16 protein-coding genes, 1 tRNA gene and 1 riboswitch are annotated in these 17,831 nt (G+C 70.0%); of the genes, 9 read left to right on the plus strand and 8 right to left on the minus strand.

Translation table 11 applies throughout. The features are described from left to right. Positions 1-143 precede the first annotated feature (143 nt). The 7 genes from C9424_RS18740 (at position 144) to C9424_RS18770 (ending at position 10,234) form a co-directional block, all read left to right on the plus strand. Positions 144-884: a response regulator transcription factor gene (locus C9424_RS18740; RefSeq protein ID WP_116768375.1), complete on the plus strand. Its 741-nt coding sequence runs from the start codon at positions 144-146 to the stop codon at positions 882-884. A 3-nt stretch (positions 885-887) separates the two neighbouring features. Further along, positions 888-2,552, plus strand: coding sequence for a sensor histidine kinase (locus C9424_RS18745; RefSeq protein ID WP_116768376.1), 1,665 nt, complete (start codon positions 888-890; stop codon positions 2,550-2,552). 181 nt (positions 2,553-2,733) lie between these two features. Next, a riboswitch (cyclic di-AMP (ydaO/yuaA leader) is annotated at positions 2,734-2,893 on the plus strand. Then, positions 2,893-3,693, plus strand: a complete 801-nt coding sequence (locus tag C9424_RS21500) for a hypothetical protein (protein ID WP_116768377.1) — start codon at positions 2,893-2,895, stop codon at positions 3,691-3,693. (Overlaps the previous riboswitch by 1 nt.) A 181-nt stretch (positions 3,694-3,874) precedes the next feature. After that, positions 3,875-4,336, plus strand: coding sequence for a hypothetical protein (locus C9424_RS18755; RefSeq protein ID WP_116768378.1), 462 nt, complete (start codon positions 3,875-3,877; stop codon positions 4,334-4,336). 177 nt (positions 4,337-4,513) lie between these two features. Further along, positions 4,514-5,998, plus strand: a complete 1,485-nt coding sequence (locus tag C9424_RS18760; protein ID WP_237563560.1) for a bifunctional glycosyltransferase family 2/GtrA family protein — start codon at positions 4,514-4,516, stop codon at positions 5,996-5,998. After that, a complete protein-coding gene (locus C9424_RS18765) occupies positions 5,999-8,068 on the plus strand; it encodes a glycosyltransferase family 39 protein (protein WP_116768379.1) in 2,070 nt (689 codons plus the stop codon). Between the two features lie 6 nt (positions 8,069-8,074). After that, on the plus strand, positions 8,075-10,234 hold the full coding sequence (locus C9424_RS18770; protein WP_116768380.1) for an ArnT family glycosyltransferase: 2,160 nt from the start codon (positions 8,075-8,077) through the stop codon (positions 10,232-10,234). Positions 10,235-10,262: 28 nt separating this feature from the next. On the opposite strand, the gene C9424_RS18775 is transcribed toward C9424_RS18770, so the two are convergent. The 4 genes from C9424_RS18775 to C9424_RS18790 all read right to left on the minus strand — a co-directional run bounded on the left by C9424_RS18775 (position 10,263) and on the right by C9424_RS18790 (position 12,951). Beyond that, complete coding sequence (locus tag C9424_RS18775) at positions 10,263-10,943, minus strand: HAD-IA family hydrolase (RefSeq protein WP_116768381.1); 681 nt, start codon at positions 10,941-10,943, stop codon at positions 10,263-10,265. A 79-nt stretch (positions 10,944-11,022) separates the two neighbouring features. Continuing rightward, the gene (locus C9424_RS18780) at positions 11,023-11,400 is read right to left on the minus strand and encodes a VOC family protein (protein ID WP_116768382.1); all 378 of its coding nucleotides are present in this window, start codon (positions 11,398-11,400) and stop codon (positions 11,023-11,025) included. A gap of 60 nt (positions 11,401-11,460) precedes the next feature. Beyond that, positions 11,461-12,096, minus strand: a complete 636-nt coding sequence (gene upp, locus C9424_RS18785; RefSeq protein WP_091255877.1) for a uracil phosphoribosyltransferase — start codon at positions 12,094-12,096, stop codon at positions 11,461-11,463. 12 nt (positions 12,097-12,108) lie between these two features. Continuing rightward, complete coding sequence (locus tag C9424_RS18790; protein WP_237563561.1) at positions 12,109-12,951, minus strand: phosphatase PAP2 family protein; 843 nt, start codon at positions 12,949-12,951, stop codon at positions 12,109-12,111. Positions 12,952-13,040: 89 nt separating this feature from the next. Between C9424_RS18790 and C9424_RS18795 the strand changes: the two genes are divergently transcribed. Continuing rightward, positions 13,041-13,541, plus strand: a complete 501-nt coding sequence (locus C9424_RS18795; RefSeq protein WP_116768383.1) for a nucleoside deaminase — start codon at positions 13,041-13,043, stop codon at positions 13,539-13,541. Between the two features lie 10 nt (positions 13,542-13,551). Here the strand turns inward: C9424_RS18795 and C9424_RS18800 are convergent, their stop codons facing one another. From C9424_RS18800 to C9424_RS18815, 4 genes are read right to left on the minus strand one after another with little or no spacing between them, the layout of a single operon-like run. Then, positions 13,552-14,838: a DNA glycosylase AlkZ-like family protein gene (locus tag C9424_RS18800; protein WP_116768384.1), complete on the minus strand. Its 1,287-nt coding sequence runs from the start codon at positions 14,836-14,838 to the stop codon at positions 13,552-13,554. A gap of 4 nt (positions 14,839-14,842) precedes the next feature. Continuing rightward, on the minus strand, positions 14,843-16,108 hold the full coding sequence (locus tag C9424_RS18805; RefSeq protein ID WP_202615923.1) for a glycosyltransferase family 4 protein: 1,266 nt from the start codon (positions 16,106-16,108) through the stop codon (positions 14,843-14,845). 4 nt (positions 16,109-16,112) lie between these two features. Beyond that, positions 16,113-16,511, minus strand: a complete 399-nt coding sequence (locus tag C9424_RS18810; protein WP_116768385.1) for a 6-pyruvoyl trahydropterin synthase family protein — start codon at positions 16,509-16,511, stop codon at positions 16,113-16,115. Positions 16,512-16,514: 3 nt separating this feature from the next. Beyond that, on the minus strand, positions 16,515-17,561 hold the full coding sequence (locus C9424_RS18815) for a dehydrogenase (protein ID WP_116768386.1): 1,047 nt from the start codon (positions 17,559-17,561) through the stop codon (positions 16,515-16,517). Positions 17,562-17,689: 128 nt separating this feature from the next. Here C9424_RS18815 and C9424_RS18820 point away from each other — a divergent pair. Then, a tRNA-Ser gene (locus C9424_RS18820) sits at positions 17,690-17,776 on the plus strand. Positions 17,777-17,831 lie beyond the last annotated feature (55 nt).

Genomic DNA, 17,831 nt, shown 5'->3' on the forward strand with positions numbered 1-17,831 from the left:
AGACGGCCGGGCGGCTACCCACTGTTCTTCCGAAGCAGCCCGGACGGGGCCCGGAAAGGCGTTCAGCTCGCTAGGCTGGGATTCACAGGTGCCGCACAGGGTCCCCAAAGCCCCGCCTAACCGGCAGATCGGAGAGTTGTCCCATGGCCACTTCGCACTCCATGACCAACAACCTTCCCCAGCTCACGCATCCGGACGGCTCCCCCATCCGCGCGCTGGTGGTGGACGATGAGCCCAGCCTCTCCGAGCTCATGAGCATGGGCCTGCGGATGGCCGGCTGGTCCGTGGCCGTGGCGGCCGACGGGCCCAGCGCGGTCCGGCTTGCCAAGGAGTTCCGCCCCGACGTGCTGGTGCTGGACGTGATGCTTCCCGGGTTCGACGGGGTCGAGCTGCTCAGCCGGATCCGCGCGTTCGCGCCGGAGGTTCCGGCGTTGTTCCTCACCGCCAAGGACGCCGTCCAGGACCGCATCACCGGCCTGGCGGCCGGCGGCGATGACTACGTCACGAAGCCGTTCAGCATGGAAGAGGTCCTGCTGCGCCTGCATCGGCTGGTCCAGCGCTCCGGGGTGGCCGCCATGGACACCGCCGAACTCGTGGTGGGTGACCTTGTGCTCAATGTCGATACCCGTGAAGTCACCCGGGCCGGCGAGGAGCTGCATCTGACCGCCACGCAGTTCGAACTGTTGCGGTACCTCATGGAGAACCCCAAGCGGGTGATCAGCAAGGCCCAGATCCTGGACCGGGTCTGGGACTATGACTTCGGCGGCCAGGCGAACATCGTGGAACTCTACATCTCGTACCTCCGCAAGAAGGTGGATGCCAACCACGCTCCCATGATCCACACGGTGCGCGGCGCCGGCTACGTCCTGAAGCCGGCGGACTGATCCGTGCCCACCCTTTCCGGCGTCACCCGCGTCCCCGGGCGCGACTGGCGCAACCCGTCCACGTGGCATTTGCGCACCCGGCTGGTCCTCGTTGCCATGGGGCTGCTCGTGGCCATCTGCGGCGCTGTGGGATTGTTCAGCTACGCCTCCATGGACCTCTTCCTGACCCGGCAGCTCGATGACCAGCTCGGCGAAGCATCGCACCGCTCCAGCGAGTTCGGCCGGCCCGTGCCCGGCAGCTCCGGCGGCCGCCCCGACCCCCTCGAGGCCCGGGGGCAGGGCGTCGGAACGCTCAACGCCCGCTTGGCGGACGGCGAGGTCAGCAGCGCCGGATTCCTGGCCGGGGACGCCACCCGCAAGAGCCTCTCCCCCGACGACAACGCCGTCCTCCTCACCCTGGCCCCGAACGGTGTGCCGGTGGACCGGACGCTCTCGGCCGGCGCGTACCGGCTCATGGCAGTGCGTGCACCGTATGGCGACGTGATTGTCACCGGGCTCCCGCTGGCGGAAAAGCAGGAAACCCTGGCCTCGCTGGTGTGGACCATGGTGGTCGTGTCCGCAGGCGGGCTGGTGCTGATCGGCCTCGCCGGCACGGCGGTCATCCGGCGGACCATGAAGCCGCTGGAGCAGCTTTCCGAGGTGGCCACCAAGGTCTCCCGCCTGCCGCTCGACGCCGGCGAGGTGGCGCTCGGGGTGCGTGTCCCGGCGTCGGCCGCCCACCCCGGCACCGAAGTGGGCAGCGTGGGCTACGCGCTGAACCAGATGCTGGACAACGTCTCCAACGCCCTTGAGGCGCGGCAGGAGAGCGAAATGAAGGTGCGGCAGTTCGTCGCCGATGCCTCGCACGAACTCCGCACTCCGCTCACGGCCATCCGCGGTTACACGGAGCTGATGCGGATGACCGAGCACTTCACGCCCGACGGCGAGAAATCCCTGGCCCGCGTCCAAAGCCAGTCCGAGCGGATGACCACCCTGGTGGAGGACCTGCTGCTGCTGGCGCGCCTGGACGAGGGGCAGCCGCTCAAGGTCGCCGACGTCGACCTCACCCAGCTGGCCGTCGAGACCGTGAGCGATGAGAAGGTCATGGCCCCGGACCGGATCTGGCAGCTGGAACTGCCGGATGAGCCGGTGGTGGTGCGCGGCGATGCGGCCCAGCTCCACCAGGTCCTCGCCAATCTCCTGTCCAATGCGCGCAAGCACACGGAACCGGGGACCAAGGTGGTCACGGGCGTCATGCGTTCGGCGGACGGCAGCGCCGTGGTCACTGTGACGGACAACGGCAGCGGCATCGCCCCCGAATTCGTCGGCCGGGTCTTCGCACGCTTCGCGCGGGCTGACGCGTCGCGCACCAATCCGGCAGCCAGCTCCGCAGGCAGCCCTGCGGCAGCGACGGCGGGGGCCCGGTCCGGGTCCGCTGCCCGCGGCGCTTCCGGCTCTTCTACCGGTCCTCTTTCCGGCTCTGTTTCCGGCAGGTCCGGGGGTGCAGCCGCCAGCAACGGCAGCGGATATGCCACGGCGGGCGCACCGACGTCCGAGGGCACCAGCGGGCTGGGCTTGTCCATCGTCCAGTCGATCGTGGAGGCCCACGGGGGGACCGTCGAGGTCACGTCCCGGCCGGGCCGGACGGAGTTCGCTGTACGGCTCCCGGCCGTACCGCCGTCGGCGTAACCGGCACCGGGGCTGCAGGGTCGGCTACCGGCACCCGCGCGGGGAATCTCGCGCAACGCGACACGCCGCCCCTGTGACTGCCGTTACCCAAATGTGACTTAAGCCCAGGAGTCCTGTACCGTTTTTCGAGTGCGGCCTCCATTTGTGCCGCATATCCGGATGGACGCCAAACTCTGCCGCTTCCCGGATTCCGCTGGACCAGGCAGAGGCGGGGGACCCAGAGTTCCCGGGCATTCTGCACACATGCGCCCTTGGGGTGAAGCCGACACGTGATATTCCGTGCGGCCGGATGACCTCATCCGAACCCGACAGCTAACTCCGCAGGCGTTGAGAGGCCATCATGACTGAATTCCAGGTACAAACGCGCCGTGACGGCGTTTCACATTCCCGCGCCGGCAAGTCGCGCCACCGTGCCGCACCGGCCCCGCAGGCGTCCGCCCTGTCGCGACTGGCCACCGGGCTCGGCATCACCGGACGCCGCGCCGCCGTCGTCACCGCCGCCTGCGCAGTACTGGTGGCTGGCGGCGCCGCCGCCAGCCAGGCCGCAGAGCCCGGCAGCTACGGGGCGACTGTTGCGAGCTCCCAAACGGCCACCATGGCCGATCCCCTGGCCAAGCTGAACTTTGAACGGGTCCAGGTCGCCGCGCCGGCAGCTGCAGCACCCAGCGGCGCGGTACCTCAGATCTCGGAGGTCAAGGCCGCCGAAGCACCGGCACCCGCTGCCGCTGCTGCCCCGGCCGCGCCGGCCCCGGCGGCAGCACCGGCGCCCGCTCCCGCAGCAGCCCCCGTTCCCGCAGCGGCTCCCGCGCCGGCACCGGCGCCGGTCGCCATCGACGACCCCGCCGGGGCACAGGCCTACGCCGCGGCCCAGCTGGGCAGCTATGGCTGGGCACCCGGCCAGATGCAGTGCCTGCAGAAGCTCTGGACCAAGGAATCGGACTGGAAGACGACGGCCACGAACGCCAGCAGCGGCGCCTACGGTGTGGTCCAGTCCCTGCCCGCCTCGAAGATGGCGAGCGCCGGCGCGGACTACATGACCAACTACCGGACCCAGATCAACTGGGGTCTGAACTACGTCAAGTCGCGCTACGGCTCCCCCTGCGGCGCCCTGAACTTCCACCTGTCCCACAACTGGTACTAAGCCGGCACCAGCCAGCAGCGCCCATGAGGCCCCGGATCCATCGTGATCCGGGGCCTTCGCGTATTTCGGAGAACAAGGTTTTCTCAAGGTCGGGGCGGGAGGCTTGGGCACCGCTGCCTCCATTCACCAAGTACGCGGGGTGCCCGCTCCAGGGCACGGAATCAAATTCCAGGAGCACAACATGAAAAAATGGGCAATTCCGGCGGTCCTCGCGGCCGCACTCTTTGTCGGCGCCGGACCGGCCGGGGCGGTGCCGTCGGGACCTCCGCAGCCCGCCGATCCAGCCACGTTCACATTGGATAATTGTGGCTTTCCGGTCACGGCGCAGCTCACCGGCAAGTTCAAGAACATCGCGACGCCTGCCGGCACTGTCATCAGTACGTCGCCAGGACTGAAAATCACACTGACGGCCAACGGCAAGACCCTCAACTACGTGATCACCGGTACCAGCCGCTACACATTCCTCAGCGACAGCGTTGAGGTAGTCTCCACGGGCAGGAATCTACTGCTGCTCCCCTCGCCGGACGGCCTGTACCTGACCACCGGCAACGTCAACTACGCCCTCAACCTGGACAACTCGGAGCTGAGGAGGTTCAGCGGACCGGGCACTGCAACGAACGTTTGTCCTCTGCTGGCTCCCTGACGGATCAACCGGGGGCAGTGCACCACCACCGCGTTGTGGGCACCGCCCCCGGTTGTCTGTCCGGAGCTCCGGCAGCACGGGCAATGCAGACGACTCCGTGCGTCGCCGGCGGACTTCCACAGCCCCCGCACAGCTTGACCCTAAAGCCCTCATATGGACCGCCGGGACAGTTGAGCCATGACGTTCACAGACCAGGCCTCAGGAGCCCTGCCACACTCCACGGCGACGCCGGCCGGTCCGGCAGCACCCGCCGCACTTTCCGGGCTCGCCGTGGCCGACGCGCCGGCCCAGGCCCGGTTCGGCGGGCCGCTCACTAGCCCGGGCAGCCGGCGCTCAGCTATTGACACGCGCACCAGCGAGCCGCTGCTCGACGTCACCATCCCGGTCTTCAACGAGGAGCGGGACCTCGAGGCGTGCCTGCGCCGGCTCCACGCCTATCTTCTGGGCTCCTTCCCGCACTCGTTCCGGATCACGGTGGCGGACAATGCCAGCACCGACGGAACTCTCCAGACGGCGGAACGCGTAGCCCGCGAGCTCCGCGAGGTGAACGTGGTCCATATGGCCGAAAAAGGCCGCGGAAATGCGCTGCGCAAAGTCTGGCTTGCCTCGCCGTCGCCGGTCCTGGCATACATGGACGTGGACCTTTCCACCGATCTGGCGGCGCTCGGCCCCCTCCTTGCCCCGCTGATTTCGGGGCACTCCGACCTCGCGATCGGGACCCGGCTGACCCGCAACTCGCGGGTGGTCCGCGGGCCGAAGCGGGAATTCATCTCGCGCAGCTACAACTTCTTGCTGCAGTCCTTCATGGGCGCCCATTTCAGCGACGCCCAGTGCGGCTTCAAGGCGATCCGGGCGGACGTGGCCCGGCAACTGCTCCCGCACACTTTGGACAACGCCTGGTTCTTCGACACCGAGCTGCTGGTCCTGGCCGAAAAGTGCGGCCTGCGCGTCCACGAGGTCCCGGTGGACTGGACCGATGACCCGGATTCCAGCGTGGACATCGTCCAGACCGCCATCGCGGACGTGCGCGGCATGGCACGGTTGAGCCGGGACCTGGTCTCGGGCCGGATCCCGGTTCCCGAGCTGCGCGCAGCCCTCACCCGGGGACCGCTTCCTGCATCCTCGCGGGCCCAGGAACAAAGTCCCGGCGGAAGCCTCTTCGGACAGCTCGTCCGCTTCGGCAGCATCGGGGTGGCCTCCACTCTGGCATACCTGGTGATTTTCCTGCTCTGCCGCGGGATCATGGACCCGCAACTGGCAAATTTCCTCGCGTTGCTCACTACCGCCGTGGCCAATACCGCGGCCAACCGGCGTTTCACGTTCGGCATACAGGGCAGCAGCCAGGCGGCACGCCACCACTTCGAGGGCCTGCTGGTCTTCGGGATCGGCTTGGCCCTGACCTCAGGCGCCCTCGCCGTGGTTCACAACGCGTCAGGAGGGGCACCGGACCGCTGGCTTGAACTGGTCACGGTCACGGCCGCCAACCTCGCCGCCACAGCCGTCAAATTTCTGCTCTTCCGTCTGGTGGTGTTCCGTCACCGGCCCGTCACCGCAGTTCCCGGCAGCACCGGCACTCCTGCCGTGCCCGCCAGCACCGCCGGCACTGCTCCGGCGCCCGCTGCCACCGACGCTTCCCCTCCCCGCACAGAAACGGCCCAGTAAATGACGTCAACCATCAGCCCCACCGCCGGAGCCCAGGCGGGCTCCCCCGCCGGCACGCCGGCAGTCCAGGAATCCCCTGCCTCGGCACTCGAGGCAGGCGGGACGGCGCCACAGCCGCCCGCATCCCGCCCGCCCGCATCCCGGAACCGCCGGGAACTCCTGATGTACGGACCCCAGCCCCGCTGGGTGCGGCCCTCGGCAGCTATGCTCCTGGCCATCACCGCCGTGTTGTACCTCTGGAACCTGGAAGCCACCGGCTTCGCCAATTCCTTCTACGCCGCGGCGATCCAGGCCGGGACCAAGGACTGGACCGCGCTGCTCTTCGGCTCCCTCGACGCCGGGAACGCCATCACTGTGGACAAGCCGCCGGCCGCCCTGTGGATCCCGGCCCTCGCCGGGCGGATCTTCGGCTTCTCGGCACTGAGCATGCTCATTCCGCAGGCACTGATGGGAGTGGCCGCCGTCGGGCTTCTCTATCTGACCGTTAAGCGGGTGACCGGGCCGGCCGCGGGCCTGATGGCCGGCGGCGCCCTGGCGCTGACCCCCGTGGCCGCCCTCATGTTCCGGTTCAACAACCCGGACGCCATGCTTACCCTGTGCCTGGTGCTGGCCGCCTACCTCACCACCCGCGCCATCGAGAAGGCCGGCTGGAAATGGCTCGCTGCGGCCGGCGCGGTGATCGGCCTGGCGTTCCTGTCCAAGATGCTGCAGGGCTTCCTGATTGTGCCCGGACTGGCCCTGGCCTACCTGTGGGCGGCGCCCGCCACCCTGGGCCGCCGGCTCTTGCATCTGCTGGCCGCAGCCGCGGGGATCGCCGTCGTGGCCGGAAGCTACATCGTCCTGTTCCAGCTGACCCCGGCCTCGGCCCGGCCGTACATGGCCGGTTCGGAGACCAACAGCTTCCTGGAACTCACGTTCGGGTACAACGGCTTGGGCCGGATCACCGGGTCCGGCGGAGGCATGCCCGGCGGGGGCAACATGGGCGGCAACGCCGGAGGCCCGGGCGGCAACGGTAACGTCGGCTTCGGTGGCGCGGCCGGGATCGCCCGGATGTTCGGGACCAGTTTCGGCGGCGAGGTGTCCTGGCTCCTGCCGGCGGCCCTGATCCTGCTGGCTGCGGGGCTGTGGTTCACCCGGCGCGAGACCCGGACCTCAAGGACCCGTGCGGCGCTCCTGCTGTGGGGCGGCTGGCTGGTGGTGACGGCCGGGATCTTCAGCTTCATGAGCGGCACCGTGCACCCGTACTACGCCGTGGCGCTGGCCCCCGCGGTCGCAGCCCTGGCGGGCATCGGCTCCGTGGAACTGTGGCGGGGCCGGGCCTACTGGCCCGCACGGATTGTCCTGGCCGTGACGGTACTGGCCAGCTCGGTCTGGTCCGCCGTGCTCCTTGGCCGCGACCCGTCCTGGCTTCCCGGGCTCCGGGTGATCGTCGTGATCCTTGGCGTCCTGGCGGCCGCGGCGCTGCTCCTGCGCGCGGACAGCCTCGCGGGGCTTCCGGCCCGGTTCCGCAAGGCCGCCACGGCCGGCGTCGTGGTTCTCTCCCTGCTGGCCGGCGGACTCGGCAGCAGCGCATGGACGCTGGCAACGGTGGCCCAGCCGCACTCCGGTTCGATCCCCACGTCCGGGCCAACCGCGTCCGCGATGGGCGGCGGCTTCGGGACGGCAGGCAGGGCATTCGGCGACCGCGCGAACGCCGACACCAGCGGCGCGCCGGGGGCGCTCGGCGGACCCGGCGAGGAAACGGCCTCGGCCGAGCTGACGACCCTGCTGAAGTCCTCCGGTGCCAAGTGGTCCGCGATTGTCTCCGGCGCCACCCAAGCCGCAAGCCTGGAACTCGCCACGGGCACCAGCGTGATCGCGCTGGGCGGCTGGAACGGCGGAGACCCCTACCCGACGCTCGCGCAGTTCCAGGCGATGGTGGACCGCGGCGAGATCGGCTACTTCATTTCCGGCGGCATGGGCGGCATGGGCGGGGGCCGCGGCGGCAACTCCGAGGTCGCCGCGTGGGTCGAGGCCAACTTCCAGGCCCAGACCGTGGGCAACGCCACCGTCTACAAGCTGGGGGCATAGGGCGCCATGACTGACACCCTGAACCCCAGGACAGGCCCTACGCCGGCCCGCACGCCGGGACCGGCGGGCCCGCAAGCCCCGAACCTCCCGCAGGTCCCGCCGCACCAGCAGTCCCCGAAGTCCGCGGTGTCGCAGGCACCCCGGGCGGCCGGGGCTGCACGCCGCGGCCCCGGAGCCTGGCGGCCGCGGCTGGAACTGGCGGCCCTGCTGGTGGCCACGGCCGTGCTGGACCTGTGGAATCTCGGCGCCTCCGGCTGGGCCAACGCTTTTTACTCCGCCGCGGCCCAGGCCGCGTCGCAGGACTGGACGGCCTGGTTCTTTGGTTCCTCCGACGCCGCCAACGCCATCACCGTGGACAAGCCGCCGGCGTCGCTGTGGGTGATGGGGCTCTCGGTGCGGCTCTTCGGGCTCAGCCCGTGGAGCATCCTCGTGCCGCAGGCGCTCATGGGGGTGGGCACGGTCTGGCTCGTGTACCTGGCCGTGCGCCGGGCCGCGGCCCCTGCCACGGCCGATCCCCGCCTGGCCCACCGGGCAGGGCTTCTTGCCGGTGCGGTCATGGCGCTGACCCCGGTGGCGGTGCTGATGTTCCGCTTCAATAACCCCGATGCCCTGCTGGTGCTCCTGATGACCGCGGCCGCCTACGCCGTGCTGCGTTCCATCCAGGATGCGCGCCTGCGCTGGCTCCTGTTTGCGGGGGTCCTTCTGGGCTTCGGATTCCTCACCAAGCAGCTGCAGGTCCTGCTGGTTGTCCCCGGCTTCGCCCTCGCCTACCTGCTCGCGGCGCCGGCCGGGCTGGGCAGGCGCATCGTTCACCTGCTCGGTGCGGGTGTGGCGATGGCCGCCGCGGCCGGGTGGTGGCTGGCCGCCGTCGAGCTCATTCCGGCGGCGGACCGCCCCTACATCGGCGGGTCGCAGAACAACTCGATCCTGGAACTGACCCTCGGCTACAACGGCCTGGGCCGACTAAGCGGCGATGAAACCGGGAGCGTGGGCGGCAGCAACGGCTGGGGCACGCCCGGGCTGTTCCGGCTCTTCAACAGCGAGTTTGGCGGCCAGATTGCCTGGCTGCTGCCCTCGGTGCTGCTGCTCGGGGCGGGACTGCTGTGGCTGGGGCGCCGGGCGCCGCGCACCGACGCCGTGCGGGCCTCAGTGATCATCTGGGGTTCCTGGGTGGCGGTCACCGGCCTGACGTTCAGTTTCATGGCCGGGATCATCCACCCGTATTACATGGTGGCGCTGGCCCCCGGGATCGCCGGGCTCGCCGGGCTCGGCGGCGTCCTGCTCTGGCAGCGGCGGGACCAGCCCGTGGCGGCGGCGGTGCTCGCCGCGGCGATCGTGGCGGCCGGGGCCATGGCCTCGGAGCTGCTGGGCCGCACGGCGACGTTCGTGCCGTGGCTGCGCTGGGTGGCGCTCCTGGGCGCGCTCGCCGCGGCCTGCCTGGTGCTGGCCGCCGCCGCCCCGGGATTTCAGCGGCTTGGATTTCAGGGGACCTTTCAGGGGACCGGATTTCAGGGGACTGGGGTCAACGCGTCCGGCCTGAAGGCGTCCAGGGTCATGGCGCGGACGACGGCGGTCCTCGCGGTGGCCGCTGCCCTCGCCGGACCGCTGGCGTACTCGCTGTCCACCGCGGCCACCGCCCACAGCGGCTCGATCGTCAGTGCCGGACCGGCCGTGTCCGGCCGGGGCGGGGCGGGGATGCCGGCGGCCTTCGGCGGCGGCGCCGGCTTTGGCGGTCCAGCCGCGGGGAATGGCAACGGCACGTTCACGGGTGCCGGCCGCGGCCCGGGGGCCGGTGGCGCGGGCGGCATGGGCGGCCTGCTGGGGGCCAGCACCCCGTCGACGGCCCTGGTGACCGCGCTGCAGACGGACGCCGGCAAGTTCACGTGGGCTGCCGCCGTCGTCGGATCCAACAACGCCGCCGGCTACCAGCTGGCCACACAGCTCCCGGTGATGGCCGTCGGCGGGTTCAACGGCACGGACCCGGCGCCGACGCTGGCACAGTTCCAGCAGTACGTGGCCGACGGCAAGATCCACTACTTCATCGCCGGACGCATGATGCAGGGCGAAAGCGGATCCAATGACGCCGCCCAGATTGCCGCGTGGGTGCAGGACAATTTCACCGCCCAGACCGTGGGCGGGACCAGCGTGTACCAGCTGGCGCGGTAGGCTGCCGCGTCCGGACGGCGGGCGGGCCCTAGAAGTCGAAGGACAGGGTGCGCACGCCGGCGACCGTGAAGTGCGTGGTCACGGCAACCTCGGAGTAGTCGGGGATGTGGAGCACGCCGTCGGGCAGCTCGCCGGCGTTCGGGCCCACCGCCACGGTCCGGATGCCGGCGGCGACTCCCGCAGCGATGCCCGCCGGGGCGTCCTCGAACACCACGGCGTCGGCCGGGTCCACGCCCAGCAGTGCGGCCGCCCGGAGGTATCCCTCGGGGTGCGGTTTGCCCCGGGCCACGTCCTCAGAGGTGACCGCGGCGGCCGGGATGCCGATCCCCGCGGCGGCCATCCGGACCTCTGCCAGGTCCCGTGACGCTGACGTCACCAGCGCCACGGCATCCGGCGGCAGGCTCGCGAGCAGCTCCAGCGAGCCCGGCACCGGGACAATGCCGCGGGTCTCGGCCAGCTCCATCCGGCCCAGTTCCGCCGCGAGGGCGTGGATATCCGCGCCGGCCGGGGCGAACCTGCGGACCGTATCCATCGCCTGGACTCCGTGGGAGGAACGCAGGATCTCCGCGATGTCGAGGCCGTAACGCCCGGCAAAGGTGGTCCATACCTGTTCCACGATGCTGGTGGAATCCACCAGTGTGCCGTCCATATCGAACAGGACGGCGCGGGCGGTCAGGGTCGTGGCCCTGCGGCGGGAGGGAAGGCTCATGGTTCCATCCTGCCCCATGCCCCCGGGCTTAGGCCCTGCGGTCCGGGGCGCAGGCGTCACCGGGCGCAATGTGGCGGGCTCAGCCGTTGGGCCGGCCGGGGATGTATTGCACGGCCCATTTGTTGCCGTCGGGGTCGGCGAAGTAGATGAAGTGTCCCCAGTCCTGGACGTCGATGTCGCTGACGTCCACGCCGTTGTCCTTGAGCTGCCGGTGCGCAGCCTGGATGTCGCTCACCACGAGCTGAAGGCTCGGCGCCGTGCCGGGCGGGGCGTCGTTGAGGCCCTCCCCGATCGCGATCGAGCAGCCGGAGCCCGGCGGCGTCAACTGGACGAACCGGATGCCTTCCATGGGGCGTTCGTCGTAGTCGGCGTTGAAGCCCACCTTGTTGACGTAGAAATCCTTCGCCCGGTCGACGTCGGACACGGGCACAAACACTAGTTCAAGTTTCCAGTCCATGGCGCACAGGCTAACGCGGGCCGCCGCAATGCGGAAGGGATCCCCCGCGGGGAGCCGGCCCTAGCCGGCGATGCCGTAGAGCCGGTCTCCGGCGTCGCCCAGGCCGGGCACGATGTAGGACTTTTCGTTGAGCTTCTCGTCGATCGAGGCCAGGACAATGGTCACGTTGGCCTCGGACAGCTCTTCTTCCAGCTTGGCCAGGCCCTCGGGGGCGGCCAGGAGGCAGATGCAGGTAACGTCGGAGGCGCCGCGCTTGAAGAGGAACTTGATGGCCTCGCGCAGGGTTCCGCCGGTGGCCAGCATGGGGTCGAGGACGAAGATCTGGCGGTCCGTGAGGTCCTCCGGGAGCCGCTCGGCGTAGGTGATGATGTCCAGGGTCTCTTCGTCGCGGGCCATGCCCAGGAAGCCGACCTCCGCGGTGGGGACCAGTTTGGTCATGCCCTCGAGCATGCCGAGCCCGGCGCGCAGAATCGGGACCACCAGCGGGGTGGGCTTGGTGAACGCGGTGCCGATCGTGGTGCTGACGGGCGTCTCGATGGTCACCGGTTCGGTGCGGACATCACGCGTGGCCTCGTAGGCGAGGAGCGTCACAAGCTCTTCGGTGAGCTGGCGGAAGACCGGGGACGGGGTGTTCTTGTCCCGCAGAACGGTGAGCTTATGGGCGACCAGCGGGTGGTCCACAACGAGAGTGCGCATGGGTCAAAACTATCATCCGGATCCCGGGGACCGTCCCGCCGGGCCGGGAGTATCGGCGTCGTCCGTCCCTGCCCGGGCACTGGCGCCGGCGGCGCCTTCGTGCAGGTGCGCGGGGTGCTCAAAGGTCGGCGGGGGGCCGGCGTGTTCGCGGTGCCGCAGCACATGGAAGAGCCGGTGGGCCAGGATCACAATCCCCACCCAGGCCAGTCCCAGCACCCACCCGACGATCACATCCGTCATCCAGTGGTGGCCCAGATAGACCCGGCTGAGGCCCATCGCGATGATGAAGATCGCCCCCGCGGTGATCAGGGCGATCCGGGCGCTGGTCCGTTTGATCTGCAGGCAGGCCAGGTACACCACGAGCGCGATCACCACCGTGGTGTTCAGCGTGTGCCCGCTCGGGAACGACGGCGAGTTTTCGTACGGCGGCACGGCGTCGGCGTGGTCCGGGCGGGCGCGGCCGATCAGTTTCTTGCCCAGGGCCGTGGCGGTCACGGAGACGGCGGCGGCGCCGCCGATCAGGATCAGCGGCCGCCAACTGCGGGAGGTATAGATCAGTATCGCGGTCAGGATGCTGGCCAGGATGGGCATGCCGATGCCGCCGCCGATGTTGGTGAACCCGGTGATGAAGGCGTCCAGGCCGGGGCTGCGCAAATTTTCCATGAACGCCAGCGCCGGCTTGTCCAGGTTCGCGAGGCCGGCGTCGTCCACCACGTTGTCGTAGACCTCGGCGCTGGTCAGTGCCAGGATCACCACCACCACGCCGCCGATCAGCATCGTGATCCACAGCGCCGCGTAGGGCACCACCCACTTGCCCCAGCGCTGCGTCAGCCAGTTCTCTGTTCTGGTGGTCACGGCCGTCTCCCGGATACTTGACTAATTTAACCCGCGGGCTGCACAGCCCGGCTGAACAGCATACTTAGGATCGAAACTATCATTGACCCATGACTTCTCAGGAGCCCCGCCATGCCCAATGGATGGGCCTTGCCCTGGCCGAGGCCCGGAATGCCCTGGCCACCGCGGACGTGCCGATCGGCGCCGTCGTGATCGGACCGGACGGTTCCGTGCTGGGCGCGGGGCGGAACGAACGCGAGGCCCTGGGAGACCCGACGGCGCATGCCGAGATGGTGGCCATCCGCGAGGCGGCCGCGCGGTTGCGGGCGCGCCGGGCCCTGGAAGGCAGGGACGACGACGGCTGGCGGCTGGAGGACTGCACCCTGGTGGTCACGCTGGAGCCGTGCGCGATGTGCGCGGGGGCGATTGTCCTGGCCCGGATTCCGCGGGTGGTGTTCGGGGCCTGGGATGAGAAGGCCGGGGCCGCGGGGTCCGTGTTCGACATCCTCCGCGAGCGCCGGCTCAACCACTGGGTGGAAGTTTATGCCGGCGTCCGGGAGCAGGAATGCGCCGCGCTGCTGCGGGACTTTTTCGCCGGACACCGCGCCTGATCCGTTCCGGCTACCCGGCCCCGGAGGCTTCCGCAGATGCTGCGAGCGCATCGATGCGTTTTTGCCGGGTGGCCGGCGAGTCGAGGCTGAAGGCCCGGAAATCACCGAGGTCCTCGCGGATCCACGCTTCCACCTCGGCGATCCGCTGCGACACGGCTGGCGTGGGGCCGTGGAACAGCCACGGCACGATCCGTTCCTTGGCCGGTTCGTACTGCCAGAGCCCGATGATCCGGCCGCGGTCCAGGATGGGGTGGTCCGGGAGGTCCGCCTGCAGAGCGAGCGATTCCAGCGCCGGCTTGTGTTGGTCTTCGTCGGCGAGCAGGTCCGCCGCGTTGCGGCGCAGCAGGAAGAGTGAGTCCGTTCCGGCAAGCAGTTGGACCTGTTCTTCTGCCGGTTCGTCGAAGGCGGCGAGGAGTCCGACGTCGTCGGGCAGCATCCACAGCGCGTCTCCCCCGGCGGCGTCCTGTGAGGTCTGGGCGGTGGGTACCTCGACGGCGCCGACGGCGGCGAGCGCCGCCTTGGTCTGCGCCACGGTGAACGCTGTGAACCACTGCGATTGTTTGAAGGTGGCGCCGCCGGTCCAGCCCAGGTAGCGGCGGATCAGCTCGGTGCGAGCGGCGTCGTCGTCAAAGTTGCTAGCCGGCAGGCCCCAAGGCTCGTAGGCGTAGCGCTGCTGGTCCAGGCGCCCGTTGGCGGGAACCCGGCGGATCCTGCCGTCCGACTGCAAGAGCCCCAGCGCGGTGGGCAGCGTGGTGGTGGCGCCCTTTTTCTTGCCTTCTTCCCCGAGGTTGCGAACGGAATCGCCGAGCTCGTCCTTGAGCTGCCGCGGATCCAGGGGCCCGTCCGCTTCGGCGAGCGTGTGCAGCACCTGCTCTTCCAGCAGCGTGACTTCGCCACGGTCCACTCCGAGCCTGCCCACCACCTTGAAGGCCGATTCGGCCGCGTCGCGGCCCAGCTGGAGCGCCCAGGCGAAGTCGTCACGGCCCAGGACGTAGGTGCAGCCGCGGGCGGCGGGGAGCTCGAGGATCCGGTGGGCGAGGACGTCGGCGTCCACCTGTTCGCGGCGGATGCCGGCGCGGGCGAAGAGCGTGAGGTACGGATTGGCGCCGCCCACGGACCGGGCCCAGCCGGCCCGGGCGAGCACCTGCTCCGCCGTGGAGCCGGCCAGCGATCCGTCCAGACCCTGCCGGTGCCAGGCCCAAGCCCGGAGCCGTTCCCGGGTCAGGCTCTGCGGCTCCGGCATGTCCACGGGCTCTTTGACCGACGGTGCGTGCGTCGTCACAGGCTGGGTGCTCATGGGCTCATTCTCCAACAGCTTCTCCGTCAGCGGTATCAAGAAGGGTATCAACCCGCGCCGTCGGGTTTGCCGGTCGCTTTCCGGCCTCTGCCGTTTCCGTCGCCAGGAACCCCAGCACGGTACGGGCGGTGGTGTCCCAGCCGGGCAACCGGCCGCGTGCGGCGACTGCCGTGTCCCGCCAGCGTTGCCTGAGCGCGGGGTCGCCCAGCCAGCGGCGCAGCAGGCCTGTCAGCGGGGCGGGGTCCGTTCCAAGGCCGACGGCGGCGCCCGGCAGCGGCGGGTTCGGCACCGGCGGGGCGGGCGGCCTGCCGGCGGGGTTCCCAGCCGAGTTGCTCGGCAGGTTCTGTGGCGTGCCGGCGGCGAGGGCTTCGACGGCGCCGGTGCCCTCGCGCACCACCACGGGAATGCCGCGGGCCAGCGATTCGGTGACCACCAGGCCGTAGGTTTCGGCCCGGGAAATCAGCAGGCTGAGATCCGCCGCATTCCATTCGGCGTCGAGCGCTGAGCCCCGGAGCTCCCCGGGGACGCTGACCCTCCGGGCCAGGCCCAGCCGTTGTACCGTGTCCCGGAGTTGCGCGGCATAGGCCGGATCGGCGGCGTCCGAGCCGATGAGGGACGCCGTCCATGGGAGGTCCGTGAGCCGTGATAGCGCTTCCAGCAGGAGCGCCTGGTCCTTGTTCGGCAGCAGTGCGGCCACGGCAATGAAGTGCGGCTCGCCGGAGCCGGCGGACAGGCTGCCCGGTGCCAACGGTGCGGGCGCGGTGCCGGGGAGGGCCACCCTGATGCCGTCCAGGCCGTGCCGGGCGCGGATGTCTGCCGCGGCCGAACCGCTCGTGCAGATGACCCCGGCCGCGGCCTGCAGGGCCCGGTGTTCACGCTCCGGGCGGTCCGGCAGGGGCATGTGCAGCAGGATCCAGACCTGCTGGCCTGCGGCGGCGGCCGCTTCCAGTTCGTCGGGCGCTCCGCAGGCGAGGAGGCTGTCGACCAGCGTCACGGAACCAGGCGTCGGGCCCGTCGGGTCTGACCCCAAAGTGGCGCGACCCGACTCAGCAGGGGCGCCGGCGTCGGGCGTCGCGTGCAGCAGCCGGGCCAGGCGACGCCGGTCCGCGCCGCTGCCGCCTGGCCAGTCGCCGTCGAGCGGGCACGTCTCCACGTCCGCGCCCAGGGCGGTAAGTTCCCGGGCAAGTGCGGCGTTATAGACGTTCCCGCCGGAGTTGTGCCGGACGTTCCCGGGCACCACGAACCGGATGCGCAGGCTGACCGGCGGCATCTGCTTAGCTGGCGTCGAAGTCCAGCGAGTAACTGGCCCAGGCATCGGGGGTCTCCCGCAGGGTGACGTCCAGCCCGGTGAGCGCGCGGCCGTCCCTGCCGATGCGGATCTGCGCGGCGACGCCGTCGCCGATGTACCGGGCCAGGGCCTCGGTGGTGCTCAGTTTGCCGGCGAAGTCGGGGTGCTCGTCGAGGTTCTTGTAGTTCAGCTCGTCGAGGACCTCATCCACCACGACCCCCGCCGCGCCGATGTCCAGCACGATCGCGTCGTCATTGAGCTCACGACGACGGAAGGTCACCTCGGTGACGAACGTGGCCCCGTGCAGGCCCTGGGCGGGGCCGAAGACTTCGCGGGGCAGGCTGTGGGCGATCATGAAGTTACGGCGGACGGTCAGACTGAACACGGGCTACCTCGTGGCTTCGATGGGCTGGGCGATGGATGGATCAGTGGACGGGGCTTCGTCGGACGGGTATTCAATGACGTGGCACAGGGCGTCCAGGGTTCCGTCGGCAAGTCGCTGGACGACGTCGGGGAGCTCCGCGAACTCCGAGGATCCGGTGAGGAAGACGTCAAAGACCGGGTCCTGCAGCAGGGACACGGCAAGCGCGAGGCGCTCGGCGTTGGTGCGGCGGTGCCGGCGGGCGCGCGCGACCTTGCCCACTTGGCTGGCCCGGATGGACAGGCGGCGGGCGTGGAAGTCCTCGCCCAGCGGCAGGCTGATTCTCCGGTCGGCGTACCAGGACATTTCGATGATGTCGCCCTCGTCGCCCACCAGCTGCAGGCTCCGCTCCAGGCCTTCCTGCGAGGCGGAGCAGTGGATGACGATGTCGCAGTCCGGGAGGGCGTCGTCGGGGTGGCTGAAGTCGACGCCGAGGGCGTCCGCGAACGCGCGCTTGGCGGGGTCGACGTCGATCAGCTGCAGCCGCGCCAGCGGAAAGCCGGCCAGGAGCCTGGCCACGGTTCCTCCGACGAGTCCGGCCCCGATCACGGCAACCCTGTCCCCCAGACGGGGTCCGGCTTCCCAGAGGCCGTTGACGGCGGTTTCCACGGTGCCGGTGAGCACGGCGCGGCGGGCGGGGACGCCGTCGGGAATCACTGTGAGTGATCCGACCGGGACGATGAAGCGGTCCTGGTGCGGGTAGAGGCAGAAGACGGTTCTGCCTGCCCAGCCGTCCGGGCCGGCCTCGACCACCCCGACGGTGAGGTAGCCGAACTTCACGGGGTAGGGGAAGTCCCCCTCCTGGTTGGGGGCGGCCATGGCCCCGGCGACGCACTCGGGGACGCTGGCGTGATGGACGACGAGCTCGGTGCCCTTGCTGATGCCCGAGTACAGGGTCCGGACGAGTGCCTCGCCGGGTCCGGGGGCGGGTAGTTCCTCGCTGCGGAGCTCACCCTGTTCCGGGCCGACAGTCCAGTAGGCGGTCGCGGTGGCGGGCCCTTGAGAAGTAGTCATGGTGCTTCCGAATCTAGTGCCCTGCCCGTGTGCGGGGAAGGGCGGCGCGCGCGGGCAACGGGTTTGTTCGGGTGCCGTCGCGGCTCGTTTTGTGGATGGGCGCCTTGCTCCGGTACCCTAGTCAGGTTGGTGACGTGTCCGAGCGGCCGAAGGTGCAACACTCGAAATGTTGTTTGGTGTCAAAGCCAACGTGGGTTCAAATCCCACCGTCACCGCGAATGAGAAAGGCCCTGCTTCCCTTGCAAACAAAGGGAAGCGGGGCCTTTCGCT

It is taken from the genome of Arthrobacter sp. H-02-3 (genome assembly GCF_003097355.1).
Taxonomy (GTDB): Bacteria; Actinomycetota; Actinomycetes; order Actinomycetales; family Micrococcaceae; genus Arthrobacter; species Arthrobacter humicola.